Below are 26,391 nucleotides of genomic sequence, written 5' to 3'. Positions count from 1 at the left end.
ATGTATTGAACTGTCCGCAAAAAATGACCGACTGATTTGGAACAGCGGCAGGGGCGTATTGAACGGCAGGGCAATATGTTCCCAGAGGTGGAGGTTTACCGTTATGTAACGGAGCAGACCTTTGATGCCTATCTCTATCAGTTGGTGGAAAGCAAGCAGAAATTTATCAGCCAGATCATGACGAGCAAAAGCCCTGTCCGTTCCGCAGAAGATGTGGATGAGGTTGCCCTTTCCTTTGCGGAGGTCAAAATGCTTGCCACAGGGGACGAGCGTTTCAAAGAAAAGATGGACTTGGATATGCAGGTATCGAAGCTCAAGGTGCTAAAGCAGAGTTACCTTAATCAGCATTATGAGCTTGAGGACAGAGTGTTGCAGCACTTTCCGAAAGAAATAAAACAGCTTGAGCAGCTTATTTCTGCCTATGGGTGTGATGTTCCCCTGCTTGAACAGCATAAACCAAAGGGCGAGGATCGGTTTTGCCCAATGACTTTGCAGGGTGTGACTTACACAGAAAAAGCCGATGCAGGCAAGATGCTTCTTGCAATCTGTAAGGAATATCCGCTGACACAGCCGAAAGAAATCGGCAGCTATCGAGGGTTTCAGATGGAGATTTACTATGATACGGTCAATACCCATTATTGCCTGAACTTGTGCGGCAAGACAAAACACAAGGTCAACTTGGGCGAGGACGCTTTGGGAAATCTAACCCGAATAGAAAACGAGCTTGCCAGAATCCCCGATAAGCTGGAAGCGGCAAAGACCAGACGGACGGAAATTTTATCGCAGATTGAAAATGCAAAGGAAGAACTGGCGAAGCCTTTTGATTTTGAGGACGAGCTGAAAGAGAAAACGGAAAGGCTCAATGCTTTAAATATTGAGCTGAATCTGGATCAGAAAGACCCTGCGGTACTTGATGCAGAGCCAGAGGAAACAAATGAACTACCCGAAAGAAAAGCGGCTGACCGTGAGCGATAATCTTCTTTTGCACATTTGAAAAGCCGTTATTTGGGCGGTATAATGGGAAAAGATTGAATAATCGGAGGTGGAAAAATGTCTTTGGAATTTCAGTTTGAAACATTTGTAGATGTGTACCACAGCATCTTTTCCGAATATCTAAGCTCTGTTATCGCCAAGCTGCCGAAAGAAAATGAGAAGTACCGTGCCATGAAAGAAGAACTCTCAAGCCTGTATGACAAATATCCGAAAATCTTGGACATTTTTGATATGGATAAGGCGGAGGGACTTTCTGCTGAAGAATGTGCAGGACTTGTAGAAGCCTTGCAGCTTCGGAATGAGCTTACCGATATGGAACTGCAATCGGTTTATTTTCGGGGCTGCTATGATGGTGTGGGGTATCTGAAAAAAGCAGGAATTTTGTAATGAAATGATTGAGGAAAGGCGGCGTTGGTGTGAAGCTGACGCCGCTTTTTACATAGTTAAGAAATAGAAAAAAATAAAATAATATGATACAATCATATAAAGGTTAAATATTTGGAGGATCGATATAAATATGTTAAAAGACTGGAATTTTTGGCTTTCGATAGTAACGGTGGTAGCTGCTGTTATTGCCTTAATGCAAACGAAACAGCAGATTAAATTGAGTAATAAGCAGCATCTGTTTGATAAAAGAGTAGAGCAGTACCTAATAGCTAAGGGGCTTATTCAACTATATGAAAATAATGATACAATATTAGTATTTAAAGAAAATGAACCAATATTATCAATAGATTTCATATTTATGCAGATGACGAACAATACTTATATGGAACAAATGGTAGATGTAATATCGCATCCTTTAGAAGAACCTTATCATAAGAAATTTTTAATTAGACTGGAGGAACTCAAAGAAATTTCTACAAAAATTAAGTTTATTTTTAGTGGTAAAGAAGCTATCCTTTTAGGCGATTACATTTTACATTATCAAGAGTTGTTATTTAAGATGTATCAGTATCAAATACTATTGGGAAAGTTAAAAGATGCATCTCAAGAGTTTCGATTAACTATTGAAAAAGCCAGAGAAACAGTTGGAGAAAATCAATATCGAGAAGAATTACAAAAAGCGGTTGACAATTTGAAACAGGCTTATGATGTGCTTAAAAAGGGAAAAGTTGAAGAAAAAATTGAACAGCAGATCACATTGAGATAAATAAAGGTGGAAAAACTGATATATAATTAAAAAAATAGTTTGAGGTGTGGTATGAATGAAAAGAATAGAAATATAGAATATGAACAATTGGCTAAAAAGATGCAAAAAGTTGCAGATGAAATTACTCGTAATTTTCCTTTAAATAATATACTTCCACAGATGAAAATAATACAGGAGAAAATATCAAATTTAAGAATGTTCCCAATTTCGGAAGAATTGCAAACATTTATTTTAGAAGCAAAAGCAAGTGAAAATTTGTCGCATGAAGATTTTATGAATAAATATGGAACAGAAATTGATTTATGCAAAACTGTTGGAAAAGCAGGGTGGGTTGTATCACAACATTCAAATCCAAGGGAAATTAAAGAGTGGTATCAATTAGTTATTCAAGGAAAGGAAAGTGATATCGTAGATTATTTTGATGCAAATGCTAATAACATTTTAAATAAAATCAAAAATAATTTGTCAAATACCTATATAGAAATGTCTAATTGTCGTTATTATAATAAAGGTATGGAAGCATATGATAGAGAAGATTATATGACAGCTGCAATGTATTTAGTTGCATTGTTAGAAGCGAGGATAAATGATTATATGAATTATCCAAGAAAAATGTCGTATTCAAAAAAATATTCCAAAGATGGCTTTGAACAACATTTAAATAAAGAATTTTTGAAAGCTAATTCTTTTTTTACAAAGAGATTTTTGTTTTTGGATATGTATCCATCTTTAATTGAGTTTTTGAATAGACTATTTGTAGATGGGAAATATACATTTGAAAGTAAGAGTGAACCACCATACATTAACCGTAATTGGCTTTTACATGGGAAATGTGCAAGAAATATTGAGAGATTTGAATGTGTACAAATTCTTAATGCATTAAATGTTATAGAGTTTGTATTTAAAATGCTATAAAACAAGGACTAAATTTACATAGCCGAGAGGTTTATCAAACGATAATCCCCTCGGCTTATTTTATTTTCAAGGAGGTGCAAAAGTGAATTATCAGGAGTACAAGCAATCCCTGAACCAAAGGCTGACCGACAAGGTACAGCGTGAGCTTTCGGCTTTTCAGGAGGAAATGTTAGGAAAACCGCCGCAAGAAATCTACGATGCAGCATATCAGATCACATTGAAGAATGATATTGCCGAGTGTTTTTCGGAAACAGATTATTCCCCACAGGCGGCGAAAGCTCTCTTAAAATCGCCCAATCTGTTACAAGAGGTTTATGATGAGTGGTTAGAAACCGATTATACCCATATGGAAGATTTACGCCAGACCATCACAGAATTTAAAGACTATATGGTTAAGACAGAAAAAATATTGTCTTGGGGAGAGAGGTAATAAAGAAATGAGAAGTAACAAGCCTTATGTTCCTCTTGATCCTGCACTCATCGAGCAGGCAAGACAGATTGACCTTTTAACTTATCTTAGGGACTGTGAACCGAGCAATCTTGTAAAAGTGAAAGGCACAACGAATGTGTATTGTACCGCCGAACACGACAGCCTAAAGATTTCTAATGGCAAGTGGTATTGGTGGTCGAGGGGCTTTGGCGGCGTATCTGCCCTTGATTATCTGATGAAAGTCAGAGGTTTTGGCTTTGTGGAGAGCATTGAAATTTTGACAGGCAGGGAGTTTTCTTATGTGTCGCCGCCCCCTGTTCCAAAGGAACAGAAAGAAAAAGTGCTGCTTTTACCCGACAGATATTCCAACAATGAGCAGGTCATTCACTATCTGTTCGGGCGTGGAATTGACTTGCAGATCATTCAGGAGTGCATTGATGAAGGTATCCTGTTTGAGAGTGCAGGACGATACCACAACGCTGTTTTCGTTGGTAAGGATGAAAAAGGCGTATCCAGATACGCCGCCTACCGAGGACTTGGCGGTAACTTCCGTCTGGATGCTTCGGGAAGTGACAAGCGGTATTCGTTCCGACTTCTGGCAGATAAGCCTGCAAGTTCGGTGCATTTATTTGAAGCCGCCATTGATTTACTGTCCTATGCCACTTATCTGAAATGTGAGGGAAAGGACTACAAAGGAGAAAATCTACTCTCTTTGTCGGGGGTGTATCAGCCAAAGAAAGAGCTGAAAGACAGCACCATCCCCATTGCCCTATCCACATTTTTGAAAGCAAACACGCAAATTAAAACGCTCTATCTGCATTTAGACAATGACAATACAGGCAGACGGTGTACCGCCGCCTTAAAAGTATTGTTGCAAAAAGACTATGAGATCGTTGACGCACCGCCGCCTGTCGGTAAGGATGTCAACGATTTTTTGTTGTCCTATCTGGGTATCGGACAGCAGAAAAACCATCGTGAAAGGGGGGATGCCCGTTGATTGTCGGATGATGATTTCCAGAAAGATACTAAAAATAACATCAAATTTAAGAAGGAAAGCGAGGAATTATCCAATGAAAAAATATGCAGTTACTCTTACAGGACACTATGAAAAGACCATTTCTGTTTATGCAGATACTACCGAACAGGCGGCGGAGAAAGTCAAAATCATTCTCTTTGACACCGACCTTATTTCTTTTTCTGAGGAAGATTTTGTCTGCGGAGAAGCCAAGATTGAGGATGTAGATAAGGAAGATGGAAAGGAAAAAGATACGCCCGATGAAGAGGAGGCCGAGTGTATGAACCACGAGGATTGTTCGGGATGTCCGTATCTTTGCCCAGCGTGTGGAGAATGTCTGTGTGAGTACGAGGACTAAGACAGGTCTTACCAAGCACTGAATTTGATTATCCATCTTTTGACGGATACCAAATTCGCTTGTTAGGGGAAGTCCCCTAATACCCCCAATCAAAAGAAATACCGCAAGGGTATCCCATTATGCCGTAAAGCACGGCAGGAATAAGGAAAGGAAGTGTTAAGAATGAGTGAGTGTATCTCTTTTATCATCGGCACAATGGTCGGCGGTCTGACAGGTGTTGTGCTGATGTGCTGTTTGCAGATAGGAAGGCTCTCCGACAGAAAGGGTGTGACCGATGCGTAAACGAAATGTGCAGGTACTCTTTCGGCTGACGGAGGAGGAAGCCGATGAGCTTAACGAGCTTGTGCGAAAGTCGGGGCGTTCCAAAGAAGCGTTTTTAAGGGCGATGGTGAAAGGCTACCGCCTGTGCGAAAAGCCTGTCCCAGAGTTTTACCAGATGATGCGGGAACTGTCTGCCATTGGCAACCGTGTCAATCAGCTTGCGGCAAAAGCCAACGCCCTGAACTTTGTGGATGCACCGATGCTTACGGAAGAAGCAGTTAAGTGGCGGCAGTTCCAGATGGACATTCGCAAGAAGTATCTGCTTCCGAAAAAGGGATCGGGGTAATGGCTGTCTGTGAGATATGGGATGTGAAAGGCAGGCTTGACCATCCTATCGACTACGCCAAAAACCCAGAAAAGACCGTCAATCCCAAATACACGGAAGCAGACTTGCAGGCATTAGGTGATGTGATGAAATACGCTACTAACGGAGAAAAAACGGAGAAGCAGTTTTTTGTCACAGGCGTCAACTGTGACCCTGCCACCGCAAGGGATGAAATGATGATAACGAAAGGGCAATGGCAGGATGAAAGTGAGATTGTCTGCTATCACGGCTACCAGAGCTTTAAGCAGGGCGAGGTCACGCCAGAGCAGGCTCACGAGGTCGGGGTGAAACTTGCCGAGCGTATGTGGGGCGACCGATTTCAAGTGATTGTCGCCACCCATTTGAATACGGACTGTCTGCATAACCATTTTGTGTTAAATTCCGTATCCTTTGCGGACGGGAAGCATTACCACGACAACAAGAAAAATCTGCGTCTGATCCGCAAGCGGTCGGATGAACTGTGTCGTGAGTATGCCCTGTCCGTGATTGAACAGCCAAGCGGCAGGAAGAAGCCTTACGCTCTTTATCAGGCGGAGAAGCAGGGACTTCCTACCAGAGATACGGTGGCAAGGCAGGCAGTGGACGAAGCCATCAGCAAGTCGTTTACGCTGAAAGACTTTGACCGTGAACTGTTAAAGATGGGCTACCGCATTAACTTTGACCCAAACCGTAAGTATTGGACGATCATCGGGAAAGGATGGCAAAGACCAAAACGGCTTTACAAGCTGGGCGAGGATTATACCAATGACCGCATTGTGGAGCGTATCAAGGAAAATTCCTATGCCGTCAGATTTTCACAGTTTGCCAAGTCCACAAAAGAAGTTAAGGTTTTCCGTGTCCGAGGGACAATGAAAAATGCCCGAAAGATAGGCGGACTGCGGGGGCTGTATCTTCATTACTGTTATAAGCTTGGCATCTTGCCAAAAGGCAGAAAACAAGATTATGCGAAGCTTCATTATCTTTTGAAGGACGACCTTATGAAGATGGAGATGATCGCAAAGGAAACAAGGCTGCTTTGCCGCTGTCATATTGACACCGCAGAGCAGCTTTTGTCATATAAGGCTTCTCTGACAACGGAGATGGCAGAGCTGACCGCAAAGCGTAAGGGACTTTATTCCCTCTCCCGCAAAGCAAGCGGCGAAGAAAAAGAGGCGGTCAAGGCTCAGATTTCCGAGATTACAGGGCGGCTTAATACGATACGAAAGGAGGTCAGACTGTGTGAGGGCATCGAAGTCCGAAGCGGTGTCTTAAAAGAGAAGTTGCAGACCATTCGGACAGAAGAACAGGAAACCAAACGAAAGGAGCTGATGAAGAATGAACACAGGCGGCGAAGCGGCAGAACAGATCGTCCGAATGAGCTTGGAGGGCTTTGAGGTCGCTGCCAAAATTACAGGGGCAGGGGCGAAGAATATCGCTATTCTGCTCTATACCATTCTCAAGGAAGAAAAGAAAACGAAAGGAAAGTCAAGGCTTACCAATATGCTCCGTTCTGGCAAGGAGTTGAAAGTCTTTACGGTCAGGCGTGGCGACCTGAAAAAATTTACGCAGGAAGCCAAACGGTACGGGGTTCTTTACTGTGTATTGGCTGACCGAAAAAATAAAGACCCGAATGCGGTTGTGGATGTGATTGCCAGAGCAGAGGACGCATCGAAGATCAGCCGAATTGTGGAACGCTTCAGCTTGGCGTCTGTGGATACCGCTACCATCGTACAGGAAGCGGAAAAGACAAAAGACGGTAAGTCGGCAAAGACAGGGCAGCCAGAGCCAGACATCGGGGTACAGGAAAAAGCACAGAAGGATCAATTATTAGACGCCCTGATGGGGAAGCCTGTCCAGAAAGAGGACAATGCCCAAAACCCCTCGGTGGCAAAGACAGAAAAGTCCCCTCTGTCCGAGCCTACCTTAGAGAAGCGAAGCAAGTCCGCAGAGGGGGCTACTTTGAATAAGGAGAAACCATCCGTCAAGGAAGAACTGCGGAAAATCAAAGAGAGCCGCAAGGAACAGGAAACAGAAACTTCCCCGACTCTCAATCAGGAAAAATCTTCCAATCAGGCAAAGCAGCCTGTGAAAAAGACAGAGCATAAGCAGCCTGCCAGACGGAAGAAACCGAAAAAATCGAAAGGAGCAAGATAATGAGTATTTACGATGTATTTGGCGGCAGTAAGCCGTTTAATAAGGAGGAATGGGCAGCACAAAAACAGGCACAGCGTAAGGAAGCCTATGAAATGATTGACAACACCTGTACCGAGATGCTTGCGGACGGCGATGCTTTTCAGCAGTATCTTGAGGTACAGGGGCGTTTTGACCGTTACTCTGTCAACAATGCGATTTTAGTATCTGCCCAGATGCCTGAAGCGACTTCTTTGAAGGATAAAAATGCTTGGAAGCAGAGCCGTGTCTATGTAAATAAGGACGCCCAGAAGGTTATCATTCTTGAGCCAGGGAAAGAGTACACTCGTGAGGACGGGACAAAGGCAGTCGGTTACAATGCAAAAGAAGTTTATGATATTTCCGATACTTCCGCAGCAAACCGACAGCCGCCACAAGAAAAGAAGGGAATGCGTGAGCTTGTATCAGCAATGATTGACGCAAGCCCTGTTGGTTTTCAGCCTGTGGACGATTTGGAACTGCCTGCCTTTTATGACAGCGGACAGCAGACCATTTTTATTAAGACAGGGCTTAATGAGGAACAGCTCTTTGTGAGTATGGCAAAGGAAGTGTCGGCGGCAGTCTTTGATTTTAAGTATAACGAGAGCCGAGATGCGTCTGATTTTAAATCGTTCTGCGTTGCCTATATGGTCAGTTCCCGTTACGGTGTGGATACAAGGGCGTTCCGTTTCGATAAGCTCCCCAAAGAGTATGAGGGAATGGACGCACAGGCACTCAAAGGCGAGCTTGGTTCTATGCGTGATGTTCTGGGAGAAATTCAAAGCGAGATGTATAAGAGCCTTGAAAAGAATAAACCTGCAAAAAGCAAAGAGCAGGAACGCTAAGGCGAGGTGCTGCTTATGAAAGAAGAACGCTACCATCTGGCATTGGACGCTTATGATAAAAATATTGTCATCCGTGCCTTAAACACCTTGCGGACACAGCAGTTACAGGAGGAACGCCCCACCGACCCTGTGGATGAACTGATTATCAAGGTGTCCGAAGCTCCGAGCAGAAAGGTCAGGGTGCTGCCCTGCAAGTGCCGTGAGGAACGATAACGATCAGAAAACGAGCCTGATCCTTGCCGTCTGCGGTATTCTTCCCATCGTGTGGTTTGCCCTCTTGACCGCCCCGTATGTAGATGGCGGTCTGGTGGAAATTATTGAAAACCTACCCATAGCAATGAACAACCCGTTTCACATAACGGTGTGTGAGGACAGCGTAAAAACTGTCCTTCTTTTTTTGCTTGTTTATGGGATGGGGATCGGCATTTATCTTTCTACACGGAAGAACTACCGCAGGCGTGAGGAACACGGTTCTGCAAAATGGGGCAACGCAAGTGCTATCAACAAGAAATATCAAGACAAGAACCCGTCTGCGAATAAGCTGCTGACCCAGAATGTCCGTATCGGTCTGGATGGGAAAAAGCACCGCCGAAACTTGAACATTCTTTGCTGCGGCGGTTCTGGGGCGGGAAAAACCCGCTTCTTTTGCAAGCCCAACGCTATGCAATGCAACACATCTATGGTGGTTTTAGACCCAAAGGGAGAAATTGTCCGAGATGTGGGAGGGTTGCTTGAAAAGAAAGGGTATGAGGTGCGTGTCCTTGACCTTATCAATATGCACAAGAGCCATTGTTACAATCCTTTTGTCTATCTGAAGAACGATAACGATGTGCAAAGGCTTGTGACCAATCTTTTTAAGGCAACGACCCCGAAAGGCAGCCAGTCGCAAGACCCGTTCTGGGATACGGCGGCAAGTATGCTGCTTTTGTCCTTGGTATTCTATCTCAAATACGAAGCACCAAAGGACGAGCAGAATTTCCCGATGGTTATGGAGTTACTCCGTGCAGGGGAAGTCCACGAGGATGATGACAGTTATATCAGTCCTCTTGACGAATTGTTTGACCGTCTGGAAATGGAGAACCCAGACCATATCGCTGTGAAGTATTACAAGGATTACCACTCTGGTAGTGCCAAGACCTTAAAGAGTATCCAGATCACCCTTGCCGCAAGGCTTGAGAAATTCAATCTTGAGAGTGTGGCGGCTTTAACCGCTACCGATGAGCTTGACCTGCCGTCATTAGGCGAGAAAAAGGTGGCTCTGTTTGCCCTGATCCCAGACAACGACACGAGCTTTAACTTCCTTGTGTCGATTTTATACACCCAGATTTTTCAACAGCTCTTTTATCTTGCCGACCACAAATACGGAGGAAGCCTGCCTGTGCATTGCCATTTTATTATGGACGAATTTGCCAATGTTTCGCTGCCAGACGATTTCGACAAGATTTTGAGTGTGATGAGGTCGAGAGGTGTGTCGGTCAGCATCATCCTGCAAAATCTGGCACAGCTCAAAGCCTTATTTGAAAAGCAATGGGAAAGCATTTGCGGTAATTGTGACGAATTTTTGTATCTGGGTGGCAACGAACAGAGTACCCATAAGTATGTGTCGGAGCTTTTAGGAAAGGAAACCATTGATACGAACACCTATGGAAAAAGCTCTGGTCGCAGCGGAAATTATTCCACCAATTATCAAATCTCAGGGCGTGAGCTTTTGACCCCAGATGAAGTGCGTATGCTTGATAACCGCTACGCACTTTTGTTTATCCGTGGGGAGCGTCCTGTGATGGACTTGAAATATGACATTTTAAAGCACCCCAATTTAAAGCTGACAACGGACGGAGGAATGCCGCCCTATCTGCACGGCGAACCGACACAGGCTGTCGCAACCCTTGTGTTTGACAGCGATATTCCAAAGAACGCTGTAACGGTGCAGGCTGTCAGCACATCTTATGAGCTTCTGTCCGAGGAGGACTTAGAGGAATTATTCAAAATTTAAGGAGGAATTACTGTATGAGATTATTTAAGAAGAATGACACCCAGAAGAACAACACCCAGAAGAATAACACAAAGCTGCCGATGACAGGCAGGGTAAAGAAAGGCTTCCGCTTTTACTGTATGGTGGTGATGGCGATGACCGTTGTGCTTGGCAGCTCCGTGACTGCCTTTGCCGCAGGCGATCCGTTGACCGTAGTGAATAACCTGTCCGACTTTATCTTCGGTCTGGTAAGGGCTGTCGGAATGATTATGCTTGGCTTTGGTATCGTGCAGATCGGTTTATCCCTGAAATCTCACGACCCCTCTCAGAGAGCAAACGGCTTTCTGACCCTTGCAGGCGGCGTTGTGATTACCTTTGCAAAAGAGATTTTAACCCTTATCACAGGTTAAGTTTGAGGTAAGGAAGAAAGAAAAGACAATACCTGCGGTGCGGTTTCCTTTGGAACTGCACCGCAGGAGGAAAGGAGGGTACAAAATAGAGAATAACCAGAAATACAATATCATTTATGCCGATCCACCGTGGCGATACCAACAGAAAAGGTTGTCGGGGGCTGCGGAACATCATTATCCCACAATGAGCGTGAAAGATATTTGCGGGCTGAAGGTAGAGGAGATTGCAGCAAAGGATTGTGTCTTGTTTCTATGGGCGACTTTTCCCCAGCTTCCTGAAGCTCTGCGTGTGATTAAGGCGTGGGGCTTTCAGTACAAAACAGTAGCCTTTGTCTGGCTGAAGCAGAATAAAAGTGGAAAAGGTTGGTTTTTCGGTCTGGGCTTTTGGACAAGGGGCAATGCGGAAATCTGTCTGCTTGCTATCAAAGGGAAACCGCACCGAAATTCCAACCGTGTCCATCAGTTTCTTATCAGTCCAATCCGAGGACACAGCCAAAAGCCCGAAGAAGCAAGAGAGAAAATCGTAGAGCTTATGGGGGAGTTGCCCCGTGTGGAATTATTTGCCCGTGAAAAGACAGAGGGATGGGATGCTTGGGGAAACGAGGTGGAAAGTGATATTGAAATAAGCAGTGATACAGAAAAAGAATGGAGGTGATCGATGTGTCTGATAACTGGGTAGTTCAGAATTTGGAGAACGCTTTGAACACTTGGAATGAAAAGTTAGCGGAGATATGGCAGATTATTACCCAATCCCCAGAGCAGTTCAAAGGCGGCACGATATGGGATGTGATCGTCGGTATCCACGGTGCGGTGCAGGCGATCGGACTTGCCCTTTTGGTGCTGTTTTTTGTGGTAGGCGTAATGCGTACCTGTGGCAATTTTGCAGAGGTCAAACGCCCCGAACAGGCATTGAAGCTGTTTATCCGTTTTGCCCTTGCGAAAGGTGCGGTCACTTATGGTCTGGAGTTGATGATGGCTCTTTTTAATATCGTACAAGGCTTGATTTCTACCATAATGAACGCCGCAGGTTTTGGTTCGGCAACCGATACGGTATTGCCGCAGGAAATTGTAACAGCAGTTGAGGACTGTGGCTTTTTCGAGAGTATTCCCTTATGGGCAGTCACCTTGATCGGCGGTCTGTTTATTACGGTCTTGTCGTTCATTATGATTATGTCGGTGTACGGCAGGTTTTTTAAGCTCTATCTTTATACCGCCATTGCACCTGTGCCGTTATCTGCATTTGCAGGAGAGCCGAGCCAGAGTGTAGGCAAGAGTTTTATCAAGAGCTATTCTGCGGTCTGCCTTGAGGGAGCAATCATTGTGCTTGCCTGTATTATCTTTTCCCTCTTTGCCGCAGCTCCGCCCGTAGTCAATCCTGATGCGGCGGCAGTTACAATGGTGTGGAGTTATGTGGGCGAGCTGATTTTTAATATGCTCATCTTAGTCGGTGCGGTCAAAATGGCAGACCGAGTAGTGCGTGAGATGATGGGATTGTAATGCAAAATTTTTCTGTGCATATTGACTTGGTTGTATGAAATGAGTATAATATGGGTAGAATAATACTATCTAATATACGAGAAGGAGGTTTTGTTATGAATATTCGACCATCCGCAGCAATCCGCCAGAATTACAACGAGATTGCCGATATGTGCAGAAAGACCGCAGAGCCGATTTTCCTTACCAAGAACGGCGAGGGAGATTTAGTCGTTATGGATATTGAAACTTATAACCGCAGGGAGAAAATGCTGAAGCTGCGTGAGGAATTGCTTGCCGTAGAGGAAGATAGAATGGCAGGCAGAGTTGGCTGTACGCTTGATGAACTGGACGCTTACCTTGATGATGTGATTGCAGAGGTGTAGCGTATGACAGAGAACAAGAGATACAAAGTCATTGTTTCTGACAGGGCAAAGAGAATGTTGGGAACACATATCCGTTTTATGGCACAGGTCAACAAAGAAGCAGCAGCGGCAAAAAAGAAAGAGATTATGACCGCTATGCGTTCCCTCTGCCAGATGCCGCAGCGTTTTCCATTTTTTGAAGAACCCTATATCACACCGAATAAATATCACAAGATGTTTATTGAGAAGTGGTATCTTGTCCTCTATCAAATACAAGATGATACGGTGTATGTGGAGTATATCTTAGATTGCCGTAAGGATTACAGTTGGCTCATTCGATAGCAACAAAATAACTTTCAGAAATCGTCACTTACAGTTGGTGGCGATTTTTTTATGCCTAAAATTATCAACAAGGAAAGGATGATAGAAATGAAGAAAGAAGAAAAATATTACCAGATTTATCGTATCCATTTACTGAACGGAGAAGTGATTGAAGCGTCAGAAGAATACGATCTGCCTGTTGAAAAAGGACTGGTGGGAAAATTCCAAAAGGCAGACGACAACAAAATATTTGAAATAGGAGATGCTGTTTCAGGATTGCTTTATGTTCCAAAACGCAGCATCCTTTTTATAGCGACAGGAGAGGTCAAGAAGGGATGGTGCTAATATGGAAGTCAAGATAAATAAGGAGATCCGTAATTATACGGAGAGTATGTTTTTTGGACTGTCGATGCGGCAGTTCATTTTTTCTGTCCTTGCCTGCGGTGTGGCGGTGGCTTTGTATTTTCTTCTCCGTCCCTACTTTGGCACGGAAACATTAAGCTGGATGTGTATTTTAGGAACTTCGCCTTTTGCAGCGTTGGGTTTTATCAAGTACAACGGGATGACAGCGGAGCAGTTCGTCTGGGCGTGGATAAAATCAGAGTTTATCATGCCGAAAAAGCTGTTGTTTTCCCCAGATAATCTCTACTATGAAGCCTTAAAAGAAACGATTGACATCCACGAAAAAGAAGCTCTGGGTATCCGTATCCACAGAAAGCAAAAGAGCAGACAGAGAAAGAAATCTCAAAAGAGCAAGGAGGTATCGAATGATTAAAACATTGAAAAATCTGTTTAAACAGGATAAGGAAAAGTTTGTCGTACCCAAATCGGTGCAATCGGTGATCCCGATTAAGACGATCTGGGAGGACGGCGTTTTCCTTGTGGGAAAGAACAAGTATGCAAAGACATTTAAGTTTGAGGATATTAACTATGCGGTGGCAAGCCGTGAGGATAAGGAAGCGATGTTCCTTGAATATTCAGAACTTCTCAACGCCCTTGACAGCGGTGCGACTACGAAGATTACCATTAACAACAGGCGTCTTAACAAGGCAGACTTTGAGCAGACGATCTTAATCCCAATGGCAGACGATGGACTGGATAAGTACCGCAAGGAATATAACAAAATGCTGCTTGATAAGGCAACAGGTGCAAATGCCATTGTGCAGGATAAGTATGTGACGGTATCTGTCTGCAAAAAGAATATTGAAGAAGCCCGAAATTATTTTGCCCGTGTGGGTGCTGACCTGATCGGGCATTTTAACCGTCTTGGCTCAAAGTGTGTGGAGCTTGACGCAGGAGAAAAACTCCGTATTTTTCACGATTTTTACCGTACAGGCGAGGAAACAGGTTTTGCTTTTGATATGCTTTTGAGTATGCGAAAAGGTCACGATTTTAAGGACTATATCTGTCCTGATACTTTCGAGTTTGAAAAGGACTACTTCCGTATTGGCGACAGATATGGGCGTGTGATTTTTCTTCGTGAGTATGCGGCATATATCAAAGACAGTATGGTGGCAGAGCTTTGTGAGCTGAACAGAAATATGATGCTGTCCGTAGATGTTGTTCCTGTTCCTACGGACGAAGCGGTAAGAGAAGTGGAAAACAGGCTTTTGGGTGTGGAAACCAACATCACAAACTGGCAGAGAAAGCAAAACCAGAACAATAACTTTTCCGCAGTTATTCCCTACGACCTTGAACAGCAGCGAAAGGAAAGCAAGGAATTTCTGGACGATTTGACGACCCGTGACCAGAGGATGATGTTTGCTGTTTTGACAATGGTGCATACGGCAGAAACGAAAGAGCAGCTTGACAATGATACGGAAGCACTTCTTACTACCGCCAGAAAGCACCTGTGCCAGTTTGCGGTACTGAAATATCAGCAGATGGATGGATTGAATACCGCCCTGCCCTTTGGTGTCCGCAAGATTGACGCCCTGCGTACCCTTACCACAGAGAGCCTTGCGGTATTTATCCCCTTCCGTGTGCAGGAAATCTATCACGAGAACGGTGTGTATTACGGGCAGAATGTGATCAGCAAAAATATGATCATTGCAAACCGCCGCCACCTGTTAAACGGAAACTCCTTTATTTTAGGTGTATCTGGTGCAGGTAAATCGTTTACGGCGAAGGAAGAAATGACCAATATCATTCTCACAGACCCTAATGCGGATGTCATTATTATTGACCCAGAGCGAGAATATTCCCCTCTTGTAAAAGCAATGCAGGGAGAAGTCATTCACATCTCTGCCACAAGTGAAAGCCACATCAACGCTATGGATATGAACTCTGATTATGGTGACGGTGCAAACCCTGTCATTCTGAAATCAGAGTTTATTTTATCCCTGTGCGAGCAGCTTATCGGCGGCAACAGTCTTGGTGCAAAGCAGAAGTCCATCATTGACCGCTGTACGGCAAGTGTGTACCGCTATTATCAGCAGGGCAACTATATGGGAACACCGCCGACTTTGCAGGACTTCCGTGAGGAATTGTTAAAGCAGAATGAGCCAGAAGCACAGGAGATTGCCCTTGCCATTGAGCTGTTTACAGACGGTTCTTTGAATACCTTTGCTAAGCATACCAATGTGGATACAAAGAGCCGACTTATCTGTTATGACATCCTTGATTTAGGAAAGCAGTTGCAGCCGATTGGTATGCTTGTAGTGCTTGACAGTATCTTAAACCGTATCACCCAGAACAGAGCAAAAGGAAGAAACACCTTTATCTTCATTGATGAGATTTACCTGCTGTTCCAACACGAATACAGTGCAAACTTCCTTTTTACCCTCTGGAAGCGTGTGCGTAAGTACGGTGCTTACTGTACAGGTATTACCCAGAATGTGGACGACCTGTTACAGAGCCATACGGCAAGGACAATGCTTGCAAACTCCGAGTTTATCATTATGCTCAATCAGGCATCCACCGACAGACTTGAGCTTGCCAAACTCCTGAATATCTCAGACCTTCAGATGAGCTATATCACAAATGTGGGGGCAGGACAGGGGCTTTTAAAGGTAGGCAGCTCCCTTGTACCGTTTGTCAATAAGTTCCCAAGAAATACAGAGCTTTACAGGCTGATGACAACCAAGTTTGGAGAGGTTTAATCGGATGGGTGACGGAGAGCTTTTACAGGCACAGGTGGAAAGAAAGGGATTGTGTAATCAAATTTATCATACCGATTGTATGGAGTTGTTGGCACAAATTCCCGATAACTATGTATCACTCATTTTAACTGATCCGCCTTATGGTATCTCTTACCGAAATCATTTTGCAAGGCAGCCCCACGCTGTTTTAACTGGAGATATGGGGATAGATTATGAACGGTTTGCGAGGGAAAGCTACCGCATTTTGCGTGAGAACTCCCACGCTTATTTTTTTACCCGTTTTGACTGCTATCCCTACCATTATGACTGTTTGAAACGGGCAGGCTTTACGGTAAAGAATTGTCTGATCGTGGAAAAAGGTACGATTGGAGGGATTGGCGACTTAACAGGCAGCTATGCCAATAATGCAGAGTGGATTATTTTCTGCCAGAAAGGACGGCGAACTTTTCAGCATACAACACTTCTTGAGAATAGGAAAAAAGAAGGAACGCAGTACCATGCAGGCAGAGAACGAAGTAAAAAATATAAGACACGCTTCAATGCCTGTTGGTTTGGCGAAGAATATCCGAAAGCGACCTATAATTCCGTATGGCAAAAACAGCATCAGATTTATCATCCAACGATAAAAAATGTGGAGTGTTTATCGTGGTTGATACAGATTTCCAGTTTACAGGGCGAGTTGGTTTTTGATGGGTTTATGGGAACAGGCAGTACAGCATTAGCAGCGATACAAACCCAGAGAGCCTATCTGGGGGCGGAGATTGATAAGGCGTATTTTGAAATTGCACAAAATCGAATTAAGGAGGTAGAAAAGAGGAATGTCACAAATTATTTTTAAATCGAAAGAGCATCGTGATTTCTTTCTGGAAATGATGTCAAAGTGTAAAGTCAACGACTGTTATCACAGGGCATTTTTCTATGTAATGGGCATTGCAGGAGAAACAAGGGCAAATATCAATCAGATGTTTGATTTTAAGCAAGACTGTATTGAACCAGAAGGGATGTATGGAGGGTGGCAGACAAGCGGAACGGTCAAGGTCTGCCACCTTGCCTTTAATCTCTGGAACAACTATGTAGAGGAAGGTCGGGAAACGAGCTTTACGCCAGAAGATTTATTTTGCTGTGAGTTCGCCCCGTATTTTATGGAGGGCATTAAGGTTCGATACCCAGAATATTGCAGGGAACTTCATACGCCCCAAAAACAGAACGACCATACACGCTAAAGAAAACACCCTGCGGGTGTACCACGATGCCCAGAAAACAGGGCAGGAATGAAGAAAGGAATAGCCTATGAAAGATTATCTGAAGAAATATAAGAAACAGATTTGTTTGACTGCCGCCGTGTGCCTGCTTGGTACGGCGGCTTTTTGCGGTTTTCACATCTATCATCATTATGCACAGGTGGAGGAACAGACAGAAGCCTTTGAACAGATTGCCGAAGTGGTGGAAGAAGCTCCCGAAAGTGAGCCTGCTTCTGGGGATACGCCTGTCAGCGAGGGCGAGGATGTTCTTGCAAAGTATAGAGAACTTTATTTGCAGAATGAAGATATGGTGGGATGGATCGCTATTGATGGAACAAAGCTCAATTATCCTGTCATGCAGACAAAGAACAATCCGAACTTTTATCTCAAGCGAAATTTTGAAAAAGAATACAGCGATCTGGGTGTACCGTATATTCAGGAAAATTGTGACATCTTAAATAGCGATAACCTGATCATTTACGGACACCACATCAAAGGCGGCAAGATGTTTGGTGCGTTGGAAAGCTATAAGTCCAAGAGCTTTTATGAAAAGCATAAGACCATTCAGTTTGATACGCTGACCGAGCAGGCAGAATATGAAATCGTGGCGGTATTTAAGACTGTGGCATATAGTGCAGAGGGTTATCGCTATTACGATTTTGTAAATGCAGAAACAGAAGAAGCTTTTGCGGAATATGTTGCCAAGTGTAAGGAACTTGCTCTTTATGATACGGGAGTAAGTGCTGAGTATGGAGATAAGCTCATTACCCTTTCGACTTGTGAATATTCTGCTCAAAATGGCAGGCTTGTGGTTGTGGCAAAAAAGGTTGTTTAATGTGACCGCAAAATCTCAAAGGATGTGCTGTATTCTTGGAAGGGAGGTTTTGTATGGCGAAGATTAAAACCAGAGATGCGGTCAAAGGAACAATCAAGACCATTGATAAGGCTGCTGTTGCTTCGGAGCGTATGAAATCTGCTTATACCAAGACAAAGGATAAAGCAGAGCAGAGCTGCTATGCGGAGGAAAACTCTGCCACAGAATATGCTGCTGATAAGGTGTCCCACACCGCTGAGCGTGTGACTGCTGAGGGTGTCTATCAATTTGACAAACAGGGACAGAAAAGCGTTCGCACCACGAAAGAGAACATTGTTAAGGCGAAGGACAAGGCTTTTGAGTTCAAGCAAAAAAGGATGATGGAAACAGTCCAAAGCCAAAGGGCAAATGCTGCAGGACAGAATGGCTCACAATTCCATTACGGAACGGTGAGCCGTTCTTCTGCGTCTAATACCTCTGTTCAGCGTGTGAAAGGGGTAAGACAGACACAAAAGACCATAAAGCAATCTGCCCGAAACAGTAAAAATGCAATTAAAACCGCTGCAAAAGGAACAGTCAAGACGACACAGAAATCAGTTAAGACTGCACAGGCAACCTCAAAAGCTGCCATTAAAACAACACAGACCACCGCTAAATCTGCACAGGCAGCGGCAAAGGCTTCTGCCAAGGCTGCCCAGAAAGCGGCACAGGCGGCACGAGCCACGGCGAAAGCGTCCGCTGCTGCGGTCAAAACGACAGCAAAAGCTACCGTGTCAGCAGTAAAAGCGATTATAGCGGGTACAAAAGCATTGATTGCCGCCATTGTTGCAGGTGGTTGGGTTGCAGTAATTATAATTTTGATTGTTGTATTGCTTGGCTGTGCCGTGTCCCTCTTTGGCGGCGGAGGTAACAGCAACGCTTATACTCCTGTAAGTGCGGAAGTGGAAGCCTATGATCCATTGATACGCCAGTATGCCAGTCAACACGGTATTCCCGAATATGTGGAGCTTATCAAGGCAGTTATGATGCAGGAATCGGGTGGTCGTGGAAATGACCCGATGCAGGCTTCGGAGTGTGGATATAACACGAGGTATCCCAACACCCCGAATGGAATTACCGATCCAGAGTATTCGATTGATGTGGGTATTCAAAATCTTGCAGACTGCTTAAATGCGGCAGAGGTGGAAAACCCCGTAGATATGGAGCATATTAAACTTGCTTTGCAGGGCTATAATTTTGGAAATGGCTATATATCTTGGGCGAAAAATAACTATGGAGGATATTCCTATGCAAATGCCGTAGAATTTTCCGCAATACAGGCAGAACGCTTGGGATGGGACAGCTATGGCGATACGCAGTATGTTGCTCATGTGCTTCGTTACTATCCATACGGACGGGCATTTACAAGCGGTGGCAATCAGGCGATTGTAGAGGTTGCTTTAACACAGCTTGGCAATGTGGGCGGTGAGCCTTACTGGTCGTGGTACGGTTTTGACAGCCGTGTGGAATGGTGTGCCTGCTTTGTATCTTGGTGTGCCGAGCAGTGCGGCTATTTGGAAAGCGGAATTATACCGAAATATTCCCTTTGTTCGGATGGTGTGAATTGGTTTCGGAACAATGGACAATGGCAAGGTCGGGATTATGAGCCGACAGCAGGCAATCTCATCTTCTTTGACTGGGAGGGAGATGGAACAATCGACCACACAGGGATCGTGGAGAAAAGCGAAAATGGTACAGTTTATACTGTTGAGGGTAACTCTGGGGATGAATGTAAGCAGAGAAGTTATCCTGTTGGAAGCAGTGTAATCTACGGTTATGGTATCCCTGCATATTAAAAAAGGGCAAAAGAAAACCAGAGGTTTATTCCTCTGGCTCTTTTGCCTTACATAGACTTCTGACGGTAGCTTCAATAACCGACAACTCTTTATCGTCAAGCTCATCAAGCAGGGCATCGACCTGTCTGCGTGTAGAACTTTTTACCGTTTTTTCCTCTGGGAAAAGGAACTGGTCAAGTGAGATGTGAAATCGTCGGGCAAGGAAAAATAATAGCTGAATGCTTGGAAACTGCCCATCGTTTTCAATGGACTGTACATGACGCACGGAATAGTCCAACAGCTCTGCTAAATTTTCTCTTGTCATATGTTCCGTATTGCGGGCTTTCTTGATAGCTTGACCTATCGGTGTAAAATCGAAGTCCAGATTGCACTTTCTATCGTCCATTTACTCACCACCTATCCTCTGATACTTCATATTTCTATATTTTACAGAGATGTGGCTTCTTATTAAAGAAAGTGAGATTGCTCAAAACAGGAGATAATATTTCTTGTTTCAAGAAATTAAAATGCGTAATAAGAATATGGATAATTGAATTATATGCTCGAATATGATATGCTAAGAAACAAGATACTAATGGGACGGTGAGATATATGTGTATCAATAAAAAAAGGAAAAATGATGCTTTTCTCCTTGCAAAGCCAGTAAGTTAAGCGACATTTGCAAGGAGTATTCATAGTCGCTAAGTAAATATATCTGGCTTTGCTACTTGACTTTATCAATCAAGGAGGAAGCCTACATGAAATACATTAATGCAAATGCAATTCTTCCTGATATGTTGGTCGAAGAATTGCAAAAGTATGTTCAGGCAGAATATATTTATATTCCTGCTAAAGACGAACAACATAAACCTTGGGGTGAATTATCTGGGTATCGAAAAGAACTTGCAAAACGCAATGCTGCTATCATTATGGAATATGATAACGGTATTTCTGTGGAGGAGCTTGCTGAACGATATTTTCTTTCGGTATCTGCTATACGAAAAATTATATATCAGAGATAATTTTAGGAGAGCTGCTGAGAAAGTAGCTCTCTTTTTTACACTAAACAAAGCTGTATTGTTTAGTGCATTGAATAGCATTTTTGTGATTGATAAAATTATAATGTATAACACAAGGAGGATTACAAAATGCCTATTTCAAATAAGATTTATCCAAGAACAGGAGATACACAAACAGTTTATTTAAAAAATGTGATTACAAATCCCAATATAAAAATCGGGGATTACACGATGTACAATGACTTTGTTAATGATCCAAAGGGGTTTGAACAGAATAATGTATTGTATCATTATCCAATAAATCACGATAAGTTGATTATCGGAAAATTTTGTTCTATTGCTTGTGGTGCAAAGTTTTTGTTTAATAGTGCAAATCATTCCATGTCATCACTTTCAACCTATCCATTCCCATTGTTTTTTGAAGAATGGGCACTTGACAAAAAAGATGTTATTAAATCGTGGGACAATAAAGGTGATATTATTGTTGGCAATGATGTTTGGATTGGCTATGAAGCTGTTATTTTTGCAGGAGTTAAGATTGGTGATGGAGCGATTATTGGCACTCGTGCTGTAGTTACTAAAGATGTTCCACCTTATACTGTAGTTGGCGGCGTCCCTGCAAAGCCGATAAAAAAACGCTTTGATGACAAAACAATCCATACATTACTTGATATTCAATGGTGGAATTGGTCAGATGAAAAGATTGCTCTAAATCTTGATGCCATTCAAGCAGGATGTGTGGATCGTATTATGGAGGTTTAGTTATGTGTACAAGATTTGTTTATAATGGAAAAGACACCATTATTGGATTTAATTTTGACATAGATCTTTCTGTTTGGACTCATAAAATTATTAAAGAAAAGAACAGATTTTATATTGGTATAAAAATGCCTGATAGTAGTTACCATTCTTTTCACGGAGTAAATAAGAACGGTAATGTCGGTACGCTTCTTTATGTAAATGGAAATGAAAAAGGAAAATACAGCAACGCTCCAAAGTGTCGCACTATTTCAGAGTTGACAGAAAGTTTTATCAAAGGAGTAATTACTCTTGATGATGTATTAAATATCGTGCAAAATAACAGGATTGTATATGCTCCAGATGCTACTATGCAGGCTATGTTATCAGATAAAAAAGGGCGTGTACTAATAATAGAGCCTGGATTAGGATATAGATTGGAGAAAGCCCAATATTCGCTCATAACCAACTATTCTATATTAAGTCCAGAAATAACGAAGCCATATATTGTATCTGATGATGATAGATTTGAAAGAGCTGACGAACTTCTTAAGCATTGTAATGATAGTTTTTCCGTTGCTGAAGCATTCCAGATATTAAAATCTGTGAAGCAGGAAGGAATATGGGCGACAAGAGTTTCCTTTGTATATTCAGTAAATGAAAATAGAGTATATTACGTTGAGAATAATGACTTTGAGTATGTTACAAAATATCAATTTTGTAATAGTTATTAAAGAGCTAATGAATTTGTGAGTAATCACAATCATTAAACCAGTATTTATAGTGAAACCTCATCTAAAATCTTGACAGCGTAAAGATTTTTCAATATAATATAGACACTGTAAAGATTGGAGGGTGTGTATGGAAAAGAAGCCTTATCATCATAAAAATTTGAAAAATGATTTGATAGAAAAAGGAATTGAATTAGTGAATAAGAATGGAATAAATCAACTTTCTCTCCGTAAGGTGGCACAAGCTTGTGGTGTAAGTCACGCTGCACCATATAGTCATTTTTCTAACAAGGAAGAATTGCTTCAAGAAATGCAATTACATATTACGAAAAAGTTTACAGAGGTACTCGAAAATACAGTTTCCCAATATAGAGGGACACCTATTTTTTTATTAGAATTTGGCAAAGCATATATTTCCTTTTTTATAAGCCATCCGCAATATTTTAACTTTCTTTTTCAGCAAGGAAATATACAAATTGATTTGAATATTGGCAGTGGTAGGGAAAGCAATTATCAGCCCTTTGCGATTTACAAAGAACAGGTGTTGAAATTACTTGCCGATACAAATATGACACAAAGCAAAAAAGAAGATTTGATAGTTGCATTATTTGCTTATGTGCAAGGTCTTACGACTCTTGCAACGATGGAGAATGTTCATTACGCATACAAATGGGAAGATAAACTGACAGATTTAATCGGAATATTTAGTTGTGAGTTTTAGGAGAATTTATGGTTGGAATTTATTTAAGTGGTACGGGTAACACAAAATATTGCATTGAAAAGTTGGTATCTCTTATTCATTCATCTGCAAAAGCTATTCCTATGGAAAGCCCTGAAGCTATTTCAGCAATTCAACAAAACGAAGAGATTTACATAGGGTATCCTACACAGTTTTCTAATGCTCCATATATGGTGCGTGACTTTATTAAAAAGAATGCTGACATCTGGAAAAACAAGAAAATACTGTGCATTGCGACAATGGGGGCTTTTAGTGGTGATGGTGCGGGATGCACGACAAGAATGTTAAAAAGGTACGGGGCAACTATTTTGGGTGGAATACACATTCATATGCCAGACTCTGTTTGTGACAGCAAGTTATTAAAAAAGACAATGGATGAAAATCGTTGTATTATAGCACGGGCAGATAAAAAAATCGAGAAAGTGGCTTTGCAGATTATAAATGGAGATTATCCACAAGAAGGTATTACGCTGGTTTCGCATATCATCGGATTATTGGGACAAAGGCTTTGGTTTTATAAAAAAACAAAAGGTTATTCCAATAAGTTGAAGATTAACAATAATTGCATTGGTTGCGGAAAATGTGTTTCTATATGCCCAATGAAAAATCTTATTTTACGAAATAAGAAAGTTGTGTCGAATGATCGCTGTACAATGTGTTATCGCTGTATTAGTCTATGCCCCCAAAAGGCAATAACTCTTTTAGGAAATGAAGTTGTAGAACAATATAGAATAGAGGATTATAGATAATTTATGAATTCAGAATGGATAATGTGTCCGATATGTGGCAATAAAACCCGTGACAAAATCAGGGAAGATACGGAATTGAAAAACTTCCCCCTTTATTGTCCGAAATGTAAACAGGAAAGTTTAATTGATGCAAAGAACTTGCAAATAACTGTCATCAAAGAGCCAGACGCAAAGACGCAGAGCCGATGAACTTGAGAAATGTTTCACAGTTCATCGGCTCTGTTACTACTTTTATGCTTGATTTTATTGTCTGTCACAGGGGATAGAAGTTGTTATCTTCATTTTCTGTTCGGCAACAGTTAAACTTTTATGCAAAGGGATTGCCATAAATACTGTAATAAGTGCAGAGAGAACATCGGCAATCGGCTGTGCATATAAAATACCGTTTAATCCCCATATAAATGGAAAAATTAAGATAACGGGAATGAAGCAGATACCTTGTCGGCAAGCTCCAAGAATAAACCCTTCTTTTCCTTTTCCAAGAGCAAGGAATAAAGAGGAATATACCGTATAGTATCCAAACAGCATAAATGTAATACCGTTTACTCTTAAAGAGGAAGCTCCAATGTGAATCATTTCTGTGTTTCCAGTTGTAAACTGTGAAACAATAGTCGTAGAAAACAGACTGAATAATAAACCTACGATCACACAGAAAACAGTTGACCATAAGATGGAAATTTTGATTGCAGTACGCAGACGATCAAATTTTTTCGCCCCATAACTGTAACCTGCAATCGGTTGAAAACCTTTGATAAAACCAAATACTGTTAAACTGCCCATAGATATAAGACGGGTAACAACGCCCATTCCCGCTATGGCTGAATCGCCATAATTACCTGCGGCATTGTTTATTAGAGAGATAGAAATACTTGTTAATAATTGAAATACAAGTGTCGGAACGCCAATTTTGAAAATTTCAGATAGAATTTCTTTAGAAAAGGTACAGTCCTTTATTCTAAACTGAAAAGCACTTTTTTGTCTGAATATATAAAATAGATACACAAGAGTAGATACTACCTGAGAAATTGCTGTGGCAATAGCAGCTCCTGCAACACCAAAATTAAAAGTGTATATAAATAATGGATCTAAACCGATATTGAGGACTGCACCTAACAACAAGGCACACATTGTAGTTTTTGCTGCTCCTTCACTTGTCACGATATTGTTCATTGTAACATTAAAAACATTGAAAATGCAGGAAACAATGTAAATACCAGCATAGGTAGCCGCATAAGGAAGGACACTTTCTGTTGCACCTAAAAGTCTTAGAATGGGTTTCAAAAAGATGATTGATAAAACGATCATAATTGCACCGACAACAAGGCTACTATATAGTGCAGTGCTTGCCACTTTGTTTGCCTGTTCCTTGTTTCTTTGTCCTAACAATCGGGAAATGTAGGATGCTGCCCCATTGCCAAAAAGTAATCCTAAGCCGACGACTACTTGACCGAGTGGATACACAACTGAGATGGCAGCCATTTGACTTTCGCCTAATCCGCCTACGAAATATGCGTCAACGAGATTGTACAAGGCGTTGATGAGCATACCAATCATTGTTGGAATACCCATAGCTAAAAGGGCTTTTGGGATTGGAGCATTGCCCAATAACTCCAATTTTCTGTTTTGATTGTCCATAGTGTTCGTTCTCCTTTCACTTGACAAATAGAATAAAATATACTACTATAAATTATAGTAGTTGAAACGCAAGTGGTATTCTACTATAATTTATAGTAGTTGTCAAGAGAGTAAAGGAGGAAATTGATATGGCGACCATTGACTTAATTGTTTTGGGAATGTTAAAGAAAGAACCTCTGAGTGCGTATGACATTCAAAAGTTGGTAGAGTACCGCAATATTTCAAAATGGGTAAAAATTAGTACCCCGTCTATTTATAAAAAGGTTATTCAGTTGGAGGAAAAAGGATATATTTCAAGTCATATTGAAAAAGAGGGTAAAATGCCAGAAAAATCAGTGTATTCTTTAACTGAAAAAGGGAAACAGCAGTTTGAAAAATTGATGCTTGAAATATCCTGTAAGCCGATAAACATTTTTTTAGATTTTAATGCTGTCATTGTAAATCTGGACAGTATGCCCAGAGAAAGACAGCAAGAATGTCTGGATAATATTGAGAGCAGTATGGAGGTATTGAAAAAATATCTGGAAGAAAATATTGCTTTGAAAAAAAGTAAAGAAGATATTCCTGTTACGGGTATGGCAGTTTTACAGCAACAATACACATTGGCAGAGGCAATAGAGGAGTGGATTGCTTCATTAAAAAAAGAAATCAATTCGTAAAAGTGCATGGTAGGAACAAAAGAGATGCTGTTATTTTTTAGTTTGGATTGTAATGAGATTGTAAGAAGTGGTTGCTATACTGAACTTACAAAATAAAAACAGAAATT

35 protein-coding genes are annotated in these 26,391 nt (G+C 42.0%); 33 read left to right on the top strand and 2 right to left on the bottom strand.

The window, feature by feature from the left end:
* Positions 1-75 precede the first annotated feature (75 nt).
* The 26 genes from DXA87_RS13580 (at position 76) to DXA87_RS13455 (ending at position 20,035) form a co-directional block, all read left to right on the top strand.
* Positions 76-975, top strand: coding sequence for a helicase (locus DXA87_RS13580; RefSeq protein ID WP_117504908.1), 900 nt, complete (start codon positions 76-78; stop codon positions 973-975).
* A 75-nt stretch (positions 976-1,050) separates the two neighbouring features.
* Complete coding sequence (locus tag DXA87_RS13575; protein ID WP_117504906.1) at positions 1,051-1,380, top strand: DUF6664 family protein; 330 nt, start codon at positions 1,051-1,053, stop codon at positions 1,378-1,380.
* 130 nt (positions 1,381-1,510) lie between these two features.
* A complete protein-coding gene (locus DXA87_RS13570) occupies positions 1,511-2,146 on the top strand; it encodes a hypothetical protein (RefSeq protein ID WP_117504904.1) in 636 nt (211 codons plus the stop codon).
* A 51-nt stretch (positions 2,147-2,197) separates the two neighbouring features.
* The gene (locus DXA87_RS13565; protein WP_117504902.1) at positions 2,198-3,061 is read left to right on the top strand and encodes a hypothetical protein; all 864 of its coding nucleotides are present in this window, start codon (positions 2,198-2,200) and stop codon (positions 3,059-3,061) included.
* A gap of 82 nt (positions 3,062-3,143) precedes the next feature.
* On the top strand, positions 3,144-3,491 hold the full coding sequence (locus DXA87_RS13560; RefSeq protein WP_117504900.1) for a DUF3848 domain-containing protein: 348 nt from the start codon (positions 3,144-3,146) through the stop codon (positions 3,489-3,491).
* 7 nt (positions 3,492-3,498) lie between these two features.
* A complete protein-coding gene (locus DXA87_RS13555; protein WP_117504898.1) occupies positions 3,499-4,488 on the top strand; it encodes a DUF3991 and TOPRIM domain-containing protein in 990 nt (329 codons plus the stop codon).
* The gene (locus DXA87_RS13550) at positions 4,466-4,864 is read left to right on the top strand and encodes a hypothetical protein (protein ID WP_242998079.1); all 399 of its coding nucleotides are present in this window, start codon (positions 4,466-4,468) and stop codon (positions 4,862-4,864) included. The genes DXA87_RS13555 and DXA87_RS13550 overlap by 23 nt, the downstream gene beginning before the upstream one ends.
* Positions 4,865-5,026: 162 nt before the next feature.
* Positions 5,027-5,146, top strand: coding sequence for a DUF3789 domain-containing protein (locus tag DXA87_RS13545; protein WP_101874550.1), 120 nt, complete (start codon positions 5,027-5,029; stop codon positions 5,144-5,146).
* Positions 5,139-5,471: a ribbon-helix-helix domain-containing protein gene (locus DXA87_RS13540; protein ID WP_117504894.1), complete on the top strand. Its 333-nt coding sequence runs from the start codon at positions 5,139-5,141 to the stop codon at positions 5,469-5,471. The genes DXA87_RS13545 and DXA87_RS13540 overlap by 8 nt, the downstream gene beginning before the upstream one ends.
* Entirely contained in the window at positions 5,471-6,883 is a 1,413-nt protein-coding gene (locus DXA87_RS13535; protein WP_117504891.1) for a relaxase/mobilization nuclease domain-containing protein, read from the top strand. Before DXA87_RS13540 ends, DXA87_RS13535 begins: the two co-directional genes overlap by 1 nt.
* The gene (locus DXA87_RS13530) at positions 6,825-7,643 is read left to right on the top strand and encodes a PcfB family protein (protein WP_117504889.1); all 819 of its coding nucleotides are present in this window, start codon (positions 6,825-6,827) and stop codon (positions 7,641-7,643) included. Before DXA87_RS13535 ends, DXA87_RS13530 begins: the two co-directional genes overlap by 59 nt.
* Entirely contained in the window at positions 7,643-8,503 is an 861-nt protein-coding gene (locus DXA87_RS13525; protein WP_117504887.1) for a hypothetical protein, read from the top strand. The genes DXA87_RS13530 and DXA87_RS13525 overlap by 1 nt, the downstream gene beginning before the upstream one ends.
* A 15-nt stretch (positions 8,504-8,518) precedes the next feature.
* Complete coding sequence (locus DXA87_RS13520; RefSeq protein WP_004848373.1) at positions 8,519-8,716, top strand: hypothetical protein; 198 nt, start codon at positions 8,519-8,521, stop codon at positions 8,714-8,716.
* On the top strand, positions 8,703-10,496 hold the full coding sequence (locus DXA87_RS13515; protein WP_117504885.1) for a VirD4-like conjugal transfer protein, CD1115 family: 1,794 nt from the start codon (positions 8,703-8,705) through the stop codon (positions 10,494-10,496). The genes DXA87_RS13520 and DXA87_RS13515 overlap by 14 nt, the downstream gene beginning before the upstream one ends.
* Positions 10,497-10,510: 14 nt before the next feature.
* Complete coding sequence (locus DXA87_RS13510; protein WP_117504883.1) at positions 10,511-10,885, top strand: glutamyl-tRNA amidotransferase; 375 nt, start codon at positions 10,511-10,513, stop codon at positions 10,883-10,885.
* Positions 10,886-10,940: 55 nt separating this feature from the next.
* Positions 10,941-11,540: an MT-A70 family methyltransferase gene (locus DXA87_RS13505; RefSeq protein ID WP_348982229.1), complete on the top strand. Its 600-nt coding sequence runs from the start codon at positions 10,941-10,943 to the stop codon at positions 11,538-11,540.
* Positions 11,541-11,545: 5 nt separating this feature from the next.
* A complete protein-coding gene (locus DXA87_RS13500) occupies positions 11,546-12,382 on the top strand; it encodes a hypothetical protein (RefSeq protein ID WP_101874542.1) in 837 nt (278 codons plus the stop codon).
* 95 nt (positions 12,383-12,477) lie between these two features.
* On the top strand, positions 12,478-12,744 hold the full coding sequence (locus DXA87_RS13495) for a type II toxin-antitoxin system Phd/YefM family antitoxin (protein WP_008976571.1): 267 nt from the start codon (positions 12,478-12,480) through the stop codon (positions 12,742-12,744).
* A gap of 3 nt (positions 12,745-12,747) precedes the next feature.
* Entirely contained in the window at positions 12,748-13,065 is a 318-nt protein-coding gene (locus DXA87_RS13490) for a type II toxin-antitoxin system RelE/ParE family toxin (RefSeq protein ID WP_117504881.1), read from the top strand.
* A gap of 87 nt (positions 13,066-13,152) precedes the next feature.
* Positions 13,153-13,389 carry a hypothetical protein gene (locus DXA87_RS13485; RefSeq protein ID WP_117504931.1) on the top strand — a complete coding sequence of 79 codons (237 nt, stop codon included), beginning with the start codon at positions 13,153-13,155 and terminating at the stop codon, positions 13,387-13,389.
* 1 nt (position 13,390) lies between these two features.
* Positions 13,391-13,819, top strand: coding sequence for a PrgI family protein (locus DXA87_RS13480; RefSeq protein ID WP_117504879.1), 429 nt, complete (start codon positions 13,391-13,393; stop codon positions 13,817-13,819).
* Entirely contained in the window at positions 13,812-16,145 is a 2,334-nt protein-coding gene (locus DXA87_RS13475) for a VirB4-like conjugal transfer ATPase, CD1110 family (RefSeq protein ID WP_101874540.1), read from the top strand. The genes DXA87_RS13480 and DXA87_RS13475 overlap by 8 nt, the downstream gene beginning before the upstream one ends.
* Positions 16,146-16,149: 4 nt before the next feature.
* Positions 16,150-16,983, top strand: coding sequence for a DNA methyltransferase (locus DXA87_RS13470; RefSeq protein WP_117504877.1), 834 nt, complete (start codon positions 16,150-16,152; stop codon positions 16,981-16,983).
* A complete protein-coding gene (locus DXA87_RS13465) occupies positions 16,964-17,368 on the top strand; it encodes a DUF6075 family protein (protein ID WP_077744917.1) in 405 nt (134 codons plus the stop codon). Before DXA87_RS13470 ends, DXA87_RS13465 begins: the two co-directional genes overlap by 20 nt.
* 79 nt (positions 17,369-17,447) lie before the next feature.
* Complete coding sequence (gene srtB, locus DXA87_RS13460) at positions 17,448-18,221, top strand: class B sortase (protein ID WP_117504910.1); 774 nt, start codon at positions 17,448-17,450, stop codon at positions 18,219-18,221.
* Between the two features lie 53 nt (positions 18,222-18,274).
* Positions 18,275-20,035 (top strand): lysozyme family protein, encoded by a 1,761-nt coding sequence (locus DXA87_RS13455; RefSeq protein WP_117504875.1) that lies wholly within the window; start codon positions 18,275-18,277, stop codon positions 20,033-20,035.
* A 25-nt stretch (positions 20,036-20,060) separates the two neighbouring features.
* On the opposite strand, the gene DXA87_RS13450 is transcribed toward DXA87_RS13455, so the two are convergent.
* Positions 20,061-20,420, bottom strand: a complete 360-nt coding sequence (locus tag DXA87_RS13450; RefSeq protein ID WP_077744919.1) for a helix-turn-helix transcriptional regulator — start codon at positions 20,418-20,420, stop codon at positions 20,061-20,063.
* A 352-nt stretch (positions 20,421-20,772) separates the two neighbouring features.
* Here DXA87_RS13450 and DXA87_RS13445 point away from each other — a divergent pair, with 352 nt between their 5' ends.
* The 6 genes from DXA87_RS13445 (at position 20,773) to DXA87_RS13420 (ending at position 24,179) form a co-directional block, all read left to right on the top strand.
* Positions 20,773-21,036, top strand: a complete 264-nt coding sequence (locus tag DXA87_RS13445) for a CD3324 family protein (protein WP_117504873.1) — start codon at positions 20,773-20,775, stop codon at positions 21,034-21,036.
* A 126-nt stretch (positions 21,037-21,162) separates the two neighbouring features.
* Entirely contained in the window at positions 21,163-21,795 is a 633-nt protein-coding gene (locus DXA87_RS13440) for a CatB-related O-acetyltransferase (protein WP_117504871.1), read from the top strand.
* A 2-nt stretch (positions 21,796-21,797) separates the two neighbouring features.
* Positions 21,798-22,505 (top strand): conjugal transfer protein, encoded by a 708-nt coding sequence (locus DXA87_RS13435; protein WP_117504869.1) that lies wholly within the window; start codon positions 21,798-21,800, stop codon positions 22,503-22,505.
* A gap of 127 nt (positions 22,506-22,632) precedes the next feature.
* Entirely contained in the window at positions 22,633-23,223 is a 591-nt protein-coding gene (locus DXA87_RS13430; RefSeq protein ID WP_101874535.1) for a TetR/AcrR family transcriptional regulator, read from the top strand.
* Positions 23,224-23,231: 8 nt separating this feature from the next.
* The gene (locus tag DXA87_RS13425) at positions 23,232-23,990 is read left to right on the top strand and encodes an EFR1 family ferrodoxin (protein WP_009320284.1); all 759 of its coding nucleotides are present in this window, start codon (positions 23,232-23,234) and stop codon (positions 23,988-23,990) included.
* A 3-nt stretch (positions 23,991-23,993) separates the two neighbouring features.
* Entirely contained in the window at positions 23,994-24,179 is a 186-nt protein-coding gene (locus DXA87_RS13420) for a cysteine-rich KTR domain-containing protein (protein ID WP_011528003.1), read from the top strand.
* Positions 24,180-24,233: 54 nt separating this feature from the next.
* Here DXA87_RS13420 and DXA87_RS13415 read toward each other — a convergent pair whose 3' ends face one another.
* Positions 24,234-25,625 carry an MATE family efflux transporter gene (locus tag DXA87_RS13415; protein ID WP_117504867.1) on the bottom strand — a complete coding sequence of 464 codons (1,392 nt, stop codon included), beginning with the start codon at positions 25,623-25,625 and terminating at the stop codon, positions 24,234-24,236.
* Between the two features lie 128 nt (positions 25,626-25,753).
* Here DXA87_RS13415 and DXA87_RS13410 point away from each other — a divergent pair, with 128 nt between their 5' ends.
* On the top strand, positions 25,754-26,284 hold the full coding sequence (locus DXA87_RS13410; RefSeq protein ID WP_101874533.1) for a PadR family transcriptional regulator: 531 nt from the start codon (positions 25,754-25,756) through the stop codon (positions 26,282-26,284).
* Positions 26,285-26,391: the final 107 nt, after the last annotated feature.

It is taken from the genome of Desulfotomaculum sp. OF05-3 (assembly GCF_003435535.1).
Lineage (GTDB): Bacteria > Bacillota > Clostridia > Lachnospirales > Lachnospiraceae > Pilosibacter > Pilosibacter fragilis.
Note: the sequence above shows the minus strand (reverse complement) of the source record. Positions and strands in the feature narration are given on the sequence as shown.